Genomic DNA, 12,791 nt, shown 5'->3' with positions numbered 1-12,791 from the left:
GTGAAGATCGTTGAAGTCTACCCTTCTAGGCACCGTCTCTTTCCCCCCGCGCTTGACGCCACCCGCTTCTCCGACCGACAGTGCCTCCATCACTCTTGACCCATGCAGAGGCGCCACGGGCATATGCCGTCGAACCCCAAGTCACTCCGCCAGCGCCTGTTGCCGACCTGTCATCGCGCGATGCTCGAAAAGTTTCTGGCGCGCCATCTGCCCGCGCGGGTCCGTGGCCGTGTCCTGATCGTGGGGGCGGGGCATAATCCGCATCGCCATTTGCTGGATGACAGTTGCTCGGTTGTGGCGCTGGATATCGAGGCGCTCGCGGGGATCGACGTGGTGGGGGATATCACGGCGATGCCGTTCGAGGACGCCGCTTACGATGCCGTCCTGTGCATCGAGGTGCTGGAACATGTGCATGACACCTCTGGCGCGCTGGCCGAGATGCGGCGGGTCTTGCGGCCGGGGGGAGAGCTGCTGATCACGACGCCGTTCCTGTTTCACCTGCATGGTGATCCTTACGATTTCGTCCGGCTGACGCCGAGCTATTTCAGGGCCTCGCTCGCGGCGGATTTCGAGCTGGATGTGATCCCCTTCGGCAATCGCCTGCATGTGTTTCTGGACCTTGTCACCACCGCCTCGCGCGGGCTGGTGCCGCTGCGGGTGCTGTCGCATCTGGCCACACCCTTGGGGTGGTGCCTGCGCTCGGGCAGTGATGCGCCGACGGGGACCATCGTGATCGCGCGCAAGCGGTAGGCCGGGGGCGGAATTGCACATCGTCATCACCACGAACCTCAGCTTTGTTGCGGCAAACTTCCGCGGCGGGCTGATCCGAGCGCTGGTGGCGGCGGGGCATCGCGTCACCGTGCTGGCGCCCGAGGATCGTTACAGCAAGACGCTGCGGCGGATGGGCGCCGAGGTGGTGCCGGTCCCGATTGCGCGCAACGGGGCCAATCCGCTGGTCGAGGCGCGGTCTCTGGCCATGATCCATGCGCGATTGCGGCACCTGCGCCCTGACATGGTGTTCAGCTATACGATCAAGAACAACATCTACGCGGGGCTGGCCTGCCGTGCCTTGGGGCTTGCGTTTGTGCCGAATGTCACGGGTCTCGGCCCTGCTTTCGGGTCGCGCGGGGTGCTGGGCGGGGTGGTGCGCTGGCTTTACGGGGTGGCGCTGCGGCGGGCCGTGCGGGTGTTTTTCCAGAATGCGGATGATCGCGCGGTTTTCGTGGATAAGGGCGTGGTCGCCCCTGATCGCGCGCATCTGCTGCCCGGGTCGGGGGTGAACCTGACGCGGTTCGCCATGGCCGGGATGCCCGATGACGAGCACGTCGTATTTCTGGTCGTCGCCCGCATGTTGCGCGACAAGGGGATCGGGGTTTTCGTCGAGGCCGCAAGGGGCCTGAAGGCGCGGCATCCCGCGGTGGCGTTCCAGCTTTTGGGTCCGGTCGATCCCGACAGCAAAACCGCGATCCCGCAAGCGCAGATCGACGCTTGGGTGGCCGAGGGTGTCGTGACCTATCTTGGCAGCAAGGCGGATGTGCGCCCCGCCATCCGGCAGGCCCATTGCGTGGTTCTGCCCTCTTTCTACCGCGAGGGCACGCCGCGATCCCTGCTGGAGGCAGGCGCGATGGGCCGCCCTTTGATCACCACCGATATGCCGGGCTGCCGCGATACGGTCGCGGACGGTGTCAACGGCTTTCTGGTGCCGCCGCAGGATGCAAAAGCGCTGGCTGAAGCGATGGGGCGTTTTCTGGCACTGACCCCGGCCCAAAGGGCCGCAATGGGTGCAGCCAGCCGCCGTCATGTCGAGAGCCACTATGACGAACGGATCGTGGTGGATGCCTACCTCGATCTGATCAAGGGGGCCTAGGCCCCCCTGACCTTGTCGCCCTGCCCTGCCCCTGTCAGCGTTTTGATCATCAGTCTGAGATCGAGCACCAGGCTGGCTTGCGCCACATAGAGCGCGTCAACGCGCGCCAGACGGTCAGGGTCGCTCATGTCGATGTCGTGCACCTGCGCCAAGCCGCTGATCCCCGGCTTGACCGTCAGCACACCGGCCCGCTGGCGTGCCGCGACCAGTGCGGTTTGTGACGGCAGGCAGGGGCGCGGGCCGATCAGGCTCATCTCGTTGCGGAAGATATTCACGATCTGGGGCAGTTCATCCAGCTTGGTCTTGCGCAGGACCCGCCCCAGTCGGGTCACGGATGCGGCGCCCACCTCATGCGTGCCGGCCTGTTTCGTGCCCTGCTGCATGGTGCGGAACTTGTAGCAGATGAAGCTCTTGCCATTGCGCCCCACCCTCTCTTGCCGGAAAAGCCCGGGACCGGGGCTGTCCAGCCGGACCGCAACCCAGACGATCACCATCAGCCAGCCAAGAAAGACAAGCAGCGCAAGCGCAGCTACCAGATCGACGATGCGCTTGGCCCCGATGAAGACCGGATTCCCGAGCGCAGGGTCCCGCAGGTAATGCGGCGGATCTGCATCATTCCTGAGGATGCGCGCGACGCGATCGGCAATCGCCGAGACATGCACCACCGGTTTCAGTGCCCCGAGAAGCGGCAGCAGCAGCTTGCGCCCGAAGGCGGGCACGCGGTTGAGCATGGCAAGCTTGCCCTTGAAAGCCTGCCCATAGACCGCAGGCAAATGCAGCACGCTGATGCTGATGCCGCTTTCTGCCTGCAATGCTGCCTCGGCCTCGGCCTTGGAGCGGGCATAGGGGTCATCCGGCGGTGTCAGGCCAAGCGTGTGAAAGCTGGAGGCAAAGATGAAATGCGGCACGCCTGCGTCCCGCGCCGCAGCGAGGACGTCCAGCGTTTGCCCCACATTGACCTTGCGAAAATCATTCAGTGTGCCGGCGGTGTCGTTGTTCTTGGCGGCAAGGTGCAGCACGCCTGCGGCATCTGGCAGGTGTTGTCCGATCCGGTCGTAGCTGTCGCAGGTGAGGTCGGGGAAGCGGGACCTCACCATCTCTGTCCGGTCGCTGATCAGCACCGGTTCGATACCGCGCGCAATCAGCAGGGGCACAAGGTCTTGCGCGACAAAACCGGATGCGCCGGTGATCACCAGTTTCATGTTGCCTTGTCCCGTTTGCAGCACGGGTCTTGCCTGGGGAAAGTCTTCATGCCTGTCTATTGCCCTGCGCAAAAACCGCTAGCTGGCCCATGATCGCGGAACATCGACGTCCATTCCGGGCGCGTCCAGCACCGCCATCGGGCTGTCCTGCGTCGGCCTGTAACCCAGCGGCAGGTCATGCAGAATGGCGCGGATCGCGGTCACGTCGTTGTCACGACAGGCGCTAAACAGACGGTCGAGGACCGGCATCAACTGATCCGGCCGCAGCGCCAGTTCCGAGGCTTTCATGATCCGCGGATGCCGTGTCTGTTCGGCCACTTCGCCGATCAGCAATTCCTCGTGCAGTTTCTCGCCCTTCCTCAGGCCCGTAAAGCAGATCGGGATATCGCCCTTGTCGGGAAAGACCTCTTCGGGGTGATCGACCCTGTAGGGCGTCAGGCCATGCAGGCGGATCATCGTCTCGGCAAGGTCGGCGATCCGGACCGGTTCGCCCATGTCGAGAACGAAGACATCCCCGCCCGCCGCCATCGCCCCCGCCTGAATGACAAGCTGTGACGCCTCGGGGATAGTCATGAAATAGCGCGAAATCTCGGGGTGGGTGACGGTCACGGGGCCGCCTGCCTCGATCTGTTTCTGGAAACGCGGGATCACCGAGCCGGACGAGCCAAGGACATTGCCGAAGCGGACCATCGAAAACACCGTCGCGCCACCGTCCTGTGCGAGGGCCGAACAGATCAGTTCGGCTATCCGCTTGCTGACGCCCATGACGTTGGTCGGCCGCACCGCCTTGTCGGTCGAGATCAGGATGACGTTTTCCACCCGATGCGCTTGCGCGACCTGCGCGACGGTCAGGGTGCCGAAGACATTGTTCTTGAGGCCCTCGGCGATGTTGTCTTCGACCAGCGGCACGTGTTTGTAGGCGGCCGCGTGAAAGATGGTCTTGATGCTATGGGTTGCGACGGTTTCATCCACGCGGCCCCGATCCTGCGTGTTTCCCAGAACTGGCACGATCACCGTGTCCAGACCGGTGCGGGCCGCGACCTGCGATAATTCGGCCTCGATGAGGTAGAGCGCCAGTTCGGACAGCTCATAGAGCACCAGTGTCTGCGGCTTCTGGGCCAGCACCTGACGGCAAAGCTCGCTGCCGATCGAACCGCCGGCGCCCGTGATCATCACCGCCTTGCCTGCGATGTTTCTGGCCAGCAGATCGCTGTCGGGCGCCACTGGATCGCGGCCCAAAAGTTCGTCCGGCGTCACCTGCCGAAGGTCCGAGACCTTGGCCACCCCATCGACGATATCCGACACGGTCGGGATGGTCTTGATTTCAAGTCGCAGGTCCTGACACCGCGCGATGATCTGCCGCCGGCGCGCACGGTCGATGCGGGGAATGGCCAGCAGGACGACGGTGACCCCCAGATCCTCGGTCAGCACCTCGAGCGCCTTGGGGGACATCACAGGGATGCCACCGATGCTGAGCCGGTGCAGCGAGGGGTCGTCGTCGATAAAGCCGACGGGCGCATAGTCACGCCCCCGCACCAGCGAATTGAGCAGGTCGCGGCCCGCATCGCCCGCCCCGTAGATGACGACAGGTGTCTTCTTGGACTGGATGGGCAGGTGGAAATAGTGCCGGACGGCAAAGCGGATAAAGCCGACCGACAGGAACAAGAGCACCGCATAGATGAACGGCACCGAGCGCGGCACGCCCGCCGTCAGGATCATGTTGGTCACATACATGATCACAGCCGAGATCGCGACGCTTTTGGCGATGATCTCGACCACGTTGCTGGTGACGAAACGCATCATCGACCGATAGAGGCCGAAATACCAGAAGGCGATCAATGTGGCGGGCAAGGACGTGGCGACCGGCCACCAGATGCTTGCGCGTTCGAGAAAGTAAAGGTGGTCCCAGCGCAGGGTCATGGCCGCAAGAAAGCAAAACACGATCAGAACGGCATCCAGCGACATCTGAAGCGCGACCTTGCGGCGACGACTCATGAGGGCGGCCCGTTTGAAAAACTGGTTCATGATCAAATGTTCCCCGCCACGGCCTGTGGTGGCGCTGCCATTGTCTTATGCCTGTCCCTAGCAAGCAATTGTGGCCTGATATGGACAGGCCTTGGGCACCTTGCGCCGTGCCTGCCTCATCCAATCTTAAGGATTTTCGCGGATATGTCCCATACCATAAGAAAATGGATGGATCAGAATGGCCCAGTTACAGCTTTTGCTTTCCCCGATACTTGCCGTCTTCGGCATCGCTTTTGTTTTCAACCTTGTGCTGCACGGATATGGCCGCAGCCGCTATCGCGACGTGGCATTCGGGGGCATGTTCGGCATGGCACTGGTGATCGGGATGACCAATCCGCTGTATCTGGATGAAGGGCTGATCTTCGACCCTCGCAGCGTGTTGATCGCCACGGCGACCGTCTTTGCCGGGCCGGTCGCCGGTGTGACCGCGCTGGGAATCGGGCTGGTGTGCCGCGTCATCATCGGCGGCGCAGGGGTCTATGCCGGTCTCGCGGGGCTTGTCGCCGCCTATCTTCTGGCGTTGGCCTATATGCGCTGGCTGCGTCCCCGTTTCCAAAGCACTATGGTCGCAGACGCCGCACTGGGTCTGGCCGTCACCCCCGCCCTGCTGGCGATCTTCCTGCTGCCTTTCGATGTCGCGCTTGACCTCTTGCCAGTCGTCGCGCCGGTTTTGACGATCAGCAACGTTGTCGGGGCTGTGGTGCTGGGCCTTCTTTTCCGGCGCGAGATCGCCTTGCAGGACCACCGGCTGGAACTTGAAACGCATGCCATCCGCGATCCGCTGACCAACCTGTTGAACCGCCGCGGCCTGCAGGCCCAGGCCGACCGCCGCAGGTTCAACCCGCGTGTAGGTCAGGCGATGCTCTATTTCGACGTCGACAATTTCAAGCAGATCAACGACAGCCACGGCCACGACATCGGCGATACCGTGCTCGAGGTGATCGCCAAGCGAATCACCGAAAGCCTGCGGCCTGGCGCGATCTTCGCACGCCACGGCGGCGACGAGTTTTCGGTCTACCTGACCGAGGTCACCGAAGGCGACTTGGGCGGGATTGCCGAACGCCTGTGCTTGCAGGTCAATCAACGCCCGCTCTCCATCGCGGATCTGCAGGTGCGCACCTCGATCAGCATGGGCGGCTTCTGGTCGAAGGAATGTTATTCCCTGGACGAATTGATCAGGCGCGCCGATGCGCAGTTGCTGATGGCGAAACGGGCAGGCAAGAACTGCCTGCATCTGGCCTATGACCCCAAAAGCACACTGGTCTCGGCGGCCTGATGAAACCGGCTGCCCGTCAAAGCGTTGCAGACATCAACGGGGGTCAGGCGCCAACCGGTCTGATCGAAGGACCGCGAACCCCGCCGCCTTCGTGGGCGGCTGCAGCACCCAGCCCCGGACCCCGGCGGCAGTCGCGTCAGACCGTGACGGCGATCGAAGGCTGTTCGCTGACGTCGAACACCCGCTTGTAGCGCGCGATCTCATCGGCGGGGCCCATGGCCTTGTTTGGATTGTCGCTTAACTTGACGGTCGGGCGCCCGTTCGCCGAAACCGCCTTGCAGACAAGCGAGAACGGTGCCAGCGCATCACCCGCCGTCAGACCGGTGAAGTCATTCGTCAGCATGGTGCCCCAGCCAAAGCTGACACGGCACCGCCCCGCGAATTGCTGGTGCAGTTCCTTGATCTTGTCCACGTCCAGCCCGTCTGAAAAGATCACCAGCTTCTGCGTCGGATCCTCGCCGCGGCTCTTCCACCAGTTGATCGCGGTCTCGGCCCCCGTCGCGGGATCGCCGCTGTCCACGCGGATGCCGGTCCAGCCTGCCAGCCAGTCGGGCGCACCGTCAAGAAACCCCTTGGTCCCGAAGGTATCCGGCAGGATGATCCGCAGGTTGCCGTCGTGTTCTTCATGCCAATCGGCCAGAACATCATAGGGTGACTGGCGCAGGGCGGCGTCGTCCTCGGCAAGGGCGGCATAGACCATGGGCAGTTCGTGGGCATTGGTCCCGATCGCCTCGATCTCGCGCATCATGGCGATGCGGCAGTTCGAGGTGCCGGTGAAACTGTCGCCCAGACCCTCCATCATCGCCTGCACGCACCAGTCCTGCCACAGATAGCTGTGGCGCCGCCGCGTGCCGAAGTCGGCCAGACGCAGGCCCTGCATCGGTTGCAGCGCCTCGACCTTGGTCCAGAGCTTCGTCATCGCGCGGGCGTAAAGCACCTGAAGTTCGAATTTCCCCATGCCGCCCAAGACCGCACGACTGCGCAATTCCATGATCACGGAGAGGGCAGGAATTTCCCACATCATGACCTCGGGCCAGGCCCCTTCGAAGGTCAGCTCATACTGCCCGTCGCGCTTTTCCAGATGGTAGGACGGCAGGGCCAGGTTCTCGAACCACTCCATGAAGGCGGGGGTGAACATCTGGCGCTTGCCGTAAAAGGTATTGCCGCGCAGCCAGGTGCTCTCGCCCCGCGTCAGGCGGAGCGAGCGGATATGGTCAAGCTGCTCGCGCAGCTCGCCCTCGTCGACCAGTTCGGCCAGACGGATCGTCTTGGTGCGGTTGATCAGCGAAAAGGTGACCTGCGTGTCGGGCCGGTTGCGAAAGACCGACTGACACATCAGCAGCTTGTAGAAATCCGTGTCGATCAACGACCGGACGATCGGATCGATCTTCCATTTGTGGTTCCAGACCCGCGTTGCGATATCGACCATGACTGCCTACCCTCTTTGGGCGCCGGTGTTAGACCAAGCGGAACGCGGTTGCTAGACCAGTGTCACGCCCGCGTCGCGCATCTCGGCGATGGCGACGGCGAGCGAGCCGTCAAAGTCGATCGCACGACACAGATCCTGCCGCACGGTCACCCCAAACCCCAGCCGCGCGGCATCCACCGCCGAATAGGTCACGCAGAAATCGGTCGCCAGCCCGACAAGCGTCAGCGTCGTGATCCCGCGCGTGCGCAGATAGCCCTCCAGCCCGGTCGGCGTGGTCTTGTCGTTTTCGAAAAACGCCGAATAGCTGTCGATGGCGGGGTTGTATCCCTTGCGGATGATCAGGTCGGCACGGTCCACGTCCAGCGCGGTATGAAAGGCCGCCCCGCCCGTGCCCTGAATACAGTGATCCGGCCAGAGAACCTGGCTGCCATAGGGCATTTCGGTCATGCTCATGGGGGCCGCTCCATGACTGCTGGCAAAAGAGGAATGCCCCGCCGGATGCCAGTCCTGCGTCAGGATCACCGCGTCGAACTCATCCATCAGCGCGCCTATCCCCGACACGATCTCATCCCCGCCCGCCACGGCCAGCGCACCGCCGGGGCAGAAATCATTCTGGACGTCGATCACAAGAAGGGCATGTGTCATGGTCATCTCCGTTTGGGTTTGCGCCCTCCATAACAGCGCGTCCCGATGATTGCGACCATCCTGTCGTCATTATTGGCCCGAAAATATCCTGGGGGAGGCCCCGCAGGGGACGGGGGCAAAGCCCCCTGCGACGCTTGAAGATTTCGCACATGCGGCGTAATGGCAAGGCATGTATACCATTGCCGCCCTCTATCATTTCACGCGCTTCGACGATCCGTCGGCGATCCAGACACCGCTTCAGGCGCTCTGCAAGGCCGAAGGCATCTCGGGCACGTTGCTGATCGCCCCCGAGGGCATCAACGGCACCATCGCGGGTAGCCGCGCGGGGATCGACGCGGTTCTGGCCCATATCCGCGCCCTGCCCGGATGTGCCGATCTGGACTGGAAGGAAAGCCGGTCCGAGACCCCGCCCTTCCACCGCATGAAGGTCCGGCTGAAGAAAGAGATCGTGACGATGGGTCAGCCGGACGTCGATCCGGTGGCGCGGGTCGGGCATTATGTCGATCCGGCCGACTGGAACGCGCTGATCTCGGCCCCCGATGTGGCGGTGATCGACACCCGGAACGACTATGAGGTCGCCATCGGCACTTTCGTGGGCGCCATCGATCCCGCAACCAAAAGCTTTCGCGAGTTCCCCGCATGGTGGGAGGCGAACAAACACAGGTTCCACAACAAGCGGATCGCCATGTTCTGCACCGGCGGCATCCGCTGCGAAAAATCCACCAACTTCCTGCTGGGGCAAGGGGTGGACGAGGTTTATCATCTGAAGGGCGGCATCCTGAAATACCTTGAAGAGGTGCCACCGGAAGACAGCAAATGGGACGGCGACTGCTTCGTTTTCGATGCGCGCGTCAGCGTCGGCCACGGCCTGCAGGAAGGGCCGCATGTCCTGTGCTATGCCTGCCGCCGCCCGCTTTTGCCCGCGGACCGGTCCCATCCCGCCTATGAACAGGGCGTGTCCTGCCATCAGTGCATCGACGAGACGACAGAGGAAGACAAGACCCGTTTCCGCGAGCGCCAGAAGCAGATCACGCTCGCCAAGGCGCGCGGCACGCACCATATCGGTGGCCTGTGAGATGCCCGGCATGACCCCATGCGCCTAACAGCCTCATTCAGGGGGCAGGCCCTTGCGTTGGCGATCGGCTTGGCGGGCGGCGGTCTGGCCAGCCTGATCGGCACACCGCTGCCGTGGATGCTGGGGCCGATGATCGCGACTGCGCTGGTGGCTTTGCTGGGTGCACCGGTCGTGGGGCCTGCGCGGCTGCGCCCGTTCATCATCCCGGTCCTCGGCGTGCTGCTGGGGTCCGGTGTCACGCCCGAGACCATCGGCCAATTGGGAAGCTGGGCCCTGACGCTTGCGGTCTTGCCGCTGTTTCTGGCGGTGGCTGGGGTCATTTCCTACACCGTCTATCGCAGGATCGGCGGTTACGACCGCACCACGGCCTTTTATTCCGCCATGCCGGGCGGGCTGAACGAGATGCTGTTGCTCGGGGCCGAGGCAGGCGGCAACGAGCGGCAGATCGCCATGGCCCATGCCTCGCGCGTGATGCTGGTCATCGTCTTTGTCGCGCTTTTCTTCGGCCTGTTTCTGGGGATGTCCAGCAATGGCGAGACCGCCAGCCGATGGATCGCCGTGGACGACATCACCTTGCGCGATTATGTCATTCTCGGGCTTTGCGCGGTGGCGGGTTACATGCTTGGTAAGCGCCTTGGCCTGCCTGCCGCACCTATCCTTGGCCCGATGATCCTGAGTGCTGCGACCCATGTGACCGGCTTTGTGACAGTCGCGCCCCCGACCCTGCTGGTGATCGCGGCGCAGCTGACCATCGGCACGATCATCGGCACCCGCTTTCTGGGTGCGACCATGCAGGAAATCCGGCGCGACATGGGCCTAAGTCTCGTCGCCACCTTCCTGATGCTGATCGTCGCCGTCGCTTTTGCCGAAGGGATCTATCTGGCAAGCGCAATTCCCCTGACCCAAGGGTTCCTTGCCTATGCGCCCGGCGGGCTGGCCGAGATGTCGCTTCTGGCGATTGCGATGGATCAGGACGCAACCTATGTCTCGTCCATGCATATTGTGCGGATCACCATCGTGATCGCGATTGCACCCCTTGTTTTCAAGGCCTTCAGCCGCCGTAGCTGACAGGCCCACGCGGTGTTGCGATGCGCGCCCGATTTTTTTGCGGATTTCTTTGAACCATCTTCCGATCCCGCACGACACATCCCTGAAACGCGGATCAGGGGCCTTGGGTCCGGCTGCGTTCGCAGCGCAACGGGCAATCAGGCCCTTACCCAAAGGAAGATGACAATGAAAACGACACTGACACTGACCACCGCAATCGCCGTCGCCATGCTTGCAGGCCAGGCTTCGGCGCAGGACCTGAGCTATGCCACCGGCAACCTGAACGGCGCGATGATCCAGACCGACAGCGACGAGTTTCAGTCACTCACGCTTTCGGGCGCGGTCGAGTTGACCTACAACCAGTTCCTCTTCGGCGCATCCGGTGCATACCAGACGCTGGATCTGGGCAGCCAAGAGACCTTTGCGAATTATGACGGCTTTGTTGCCTACATGCCGACGGCCCAGCTGATGGTCGGTGCCGGATTGACCGGTCTCACGATCGACGGCAGCGAAAGCTATTCGGGCTACGAGGCATTTGCGCAATACCGGACAGGGTCTTTCGGCACGGCCATTCTTCACGAACGCCCCTTGGGGAATGACGATGATTTCACCGTGACCACCTTTTACGGCGAAGGTTCGGTGACGCCGGAGATCACCATAGGGGGTGTCGTCGAGACCGTCTCGGACCTTGACGAGACGGTCTACTATGTGTCGGCGGACTATGCTGCGGGTCCCATCTTCGGGCGCGCCTATCATGTCGGCATTTCGGGCGTGGATGCGACCGTCTTTGGCGCGCGCGGCAGCTATGACGTCAACCCCAACTTCTTCGTCAGCGCGGATCTTCAGCTTTTGGACGGCTTCTTCGGCGACAACACGACCATCTATTCACTGGGCGGTGGCTACCGGATCAGCGACAGCGCAACGATTGACGCGGCCTTCGGCCAGTTCATCACCGACAGCACCGACGCGACCATGATGCGCATCGGCCTGACCTTCGAGATGGGCGAGCGCAAGCGGCTGGATACGCGGATGCGCAATGCGATCAGGACCGACTTTGCCAATGGCTTGGGTATCCTTCAGCCTGATCTAGGCATCGGCGGCGGGCTGAACGTCTACTAAGACACGGCCGGACACGGCGAAGGCCCGCGATCCCGCGGGCCTTTTGCCGTTCTAGAAGTCGAGGTTTTCGACGTTCAGGGCGTTCTGCTGGATGAACTCGCGGCGCGGTTCGACCACATCGCCCATCAGCTTGGTGAAGAGATCATCAGCCTCGGCCACGTCTTCGATCTTGACCTGCAACAGCGTGCGCGCGTCGGGATCGAGCGTGGTTTCCCACAACTGGTCTGGGTTCATTTCGCCCAAGCCCTTGTAGCGTTGCAGCGACAGCCCCTTTTCGCCCTCTTCCAGAATGGCATCCAGCAGGTCGAGCGGTCCGTGGATCAACTGGCTGCGGTCCTTGCGGTGCAGGGTCGCGGGCAGGTCGTAGACGTCTTTCAGGCTTTGGGTAAAGGTGCCGGTGCGCCGCGCCTCGCCCGACCGCAACAGGGGGCCATCAAGCGTGCGCACCTCTTCCACGCCGCGCAGGATCCGGGCCAGCCGCATTCCCTTGTCCTGCGTGATGCGGCCCGTCCAGCCGCGTTCCCATTCCAGCGCGATCAGGTCGAGCCGTTTGGCCACCTTGTCGGCCACCCCTTGCAGGTCGGCATCGACCGCACCGGGCACGAAAGCCCCTGCAATCGCCGCCTGTTCCAGAATGTGGCGGGGGTAGTGCGTCGGGAAGGCGTCGAGCACGCGCCGCAGCTGCCGTGCCTCGTCCACGACGCGGTGCAGGTCGTTGCCGGTGATTTCCTCGCCGTTGCCCTGCCGCAGCATGGCGCCTTCGACCCCCTGTTCGATCAGGTAGTTTTCCATCGCCGCCTGATCCTTGAGGTAGACCTCGGACTTGCCGCGGGTGACTTTGTAAAGCGGCGGCTGCGCGATATAGAGATAACCGCCTTCGATCAGTTCCGGCATCTGGCGGAAAAAGAAGGTCAGCAAGAGCGTGCGGATATGCGCCCCGTCCACGTCGGCGTCGGTCATGATGACGACCTTGTGGTAGCGCAGCTTGTCGATATTGAATTCATCCCGCCCGATGCCGGTGCCCAGCGCCATGACAAGGTTGCCGACCTCCTGGCTGGACAGCATCCGGTCAAAGCGCGCGCGTTCCACGTTCAGGATCTTGCCGC

11 protein-coding genes are annotated in these 12,791 nt (G+C 63.0%); 6 read left to right on the top strand and 5 right to left on the bottom strand.

Translation table 11 applies throughout. The annotated features are described in order from the left end of the window. The first annotated feature begins 123 nt into the window (after positions 1-123). Together V7N12_RS11710 and V7N12_RS11705 are read left to right on the top strand one after the other, a co-directional pair. On the top strand, positions 124-750 hold the full coding sequence (locus tag V7N12_RS11710; RefSeq protein ID WP_333714753.1) for a class I SAM-dependent methyltransferase: 627 nt from the start codon (positions 124-126) through the stop codon (positions 748-750). A gap of 13 nt (positions 751-763) precedes the next feature. Beyond that, on the top strand, positions 764-1,867 hold the full coding sequence (locus tag V7N12_RS11705) for a glycosyltransferase family 4 protein (protein WP_333714752.1): 1,104 nt from the start codon (positions 764-766) through the stop codon (positions 1,865-1,867). Here the strand turns inward: V7N12_RS11705 and V7N12_RS11700 are convergent. Both V7N12_RS11700 and V7N12_RS11695 read right to left on the bottom strand, forming a co-directional pair. Next, positions 1,864-3,069, bottom strand: a complete 1,206-nt coding sequence (locus tag V7N12_RS11700) for a hybrid nucleoside-diphosphate sugar epimerase/sugar transferase (RefSeq protein WP_333714750.1) — start codon at positions 3,067-3,069, stop codon at positions 1,864-1,866. The genes V7N12_RS11705 and V7N12_RS11700 overlap by 4 nt on opposite strands. Before the next feature lie 78 nt (positions 3,070-3,147). Next, positions 3,148-5,064 carry a polysaccharide biosynthesis protein gene (locus tag V7N12_RS11695; RefSeq protein WP_333714749.1) on the bottom strand — a complete coding sequence of 639 codons (1,917 nt, stop codon included), beginning with the start codon at positions 5,062-5,064 and terminating at the stop codon, positions 3,148-3,150. 208 nt (positions 5,065-5,272) lie between these two features. Between V7N12_RS11695 and V7N12_RS11690 the strand changes: the two genes are divergently transcribed. Beyond that, entirely contained in the window at positions 5,273-6,370 is a 1,098-nt protein-coding gene (locus V7N12_RS11690; protein WP_333714747.1) for a diguanylate cyclase, read from the top strand. A gap of 136 nt (positions 6,371-6,506) precedes the next feature. On the opposite strand, the gene pncB is transcribed toward V7N12_RS11690, so the two are convergent. Continuing rightward, a complete protein-coding gene (pncB, locus tag V7N12_RS11685; protein WP_333714746.1) occupies positions 6,507-7,799 on the bottom strand; it encodes a nicotinate phosphoribosyltransferase in 1,293 nt (430 codons plus the stop codon). A 51-nt stretch (positions 7,800-7,850) separates the two neighbouring features. Beyond that, positions 7,851-8,444, bottom strand: coding sequence for a bifunctional nicotinamidase/pyrazinamidase (gene pncA / locus V7N12_RS11680; RefSeq protein ID WP_333714745.1), 594 nt, complete (start codon positions 8,442-8,444; stop codon positions 7,851-7,853). A 169-nt stretch (positions 8,445-8,613) separates the two neighbouring features. Here pncA and trhO point away from each other — a divergent pair, with 169 nt between their 5' ends. From trhO to V7N12_RS11665, 3 genes are all read left to right on the top strand, one after another. After that, on the top strand, positions 8,614-9,519 hold the full coding sequence (trhO, locus tag V7N12_RS11675; protein ID WP_333714744.1) for an oxygen-dependent tRNA uridine(34) hydroxylase TrhO: 906 nt from the start codon (positions 8,614-8,616) through the stop codon (positions 9,517-9,519). 57 nt (positions 9,520-9,576) lie between these two features. Continuing rightward, the gene (locus V7N12_RS11670) at positions 9,577-10,587 is read left to right on the top strand and encodes an AbrB family transcriptional regulator (RefSeq protein WP_333714743.1); all 1,011 of its coding nucleotides are present in this window, start codon (positions 9,577-9,579) and stop codon (positions 10,585-10,587) included. 165 nt (positions 10,588-10,752) lie between these two features. Continuing rightward, complete coding sequence (locus V7N12_RS11665) at positions 10,753-11,685, top strand: hypothetical protein (protein WP_333714742.1); 933 nt, start codon at positions 10,753-10,755, stop codon at positions 11,683-11,685. Between the two features lie 51 nt (positions 11,686-11,736). On the opposite strand, the gene V7N12_RS11660 is transcribed toward V7N12_RS11665, so the two are convergent. After that, positions 11,737-12,791: toprim domain-containing protein (locus V7N12_RS11660; protein WP_333714741.1), on the bottom strand; the 1,055-nt coding region annotated here is incomplete at its 5' end.

This window comes from Yoonia sp., assembly GCF_036770585.1.
Taxonomy (GTDB): Bacteria; Pseudomonadota; Alphaproteobacteria; order Rhodobacterales; family Rhodobacteraceae; genus Yoonia.
This window is presented reverse-complemented; position numbering and strand designations above follow the sequence as displayed.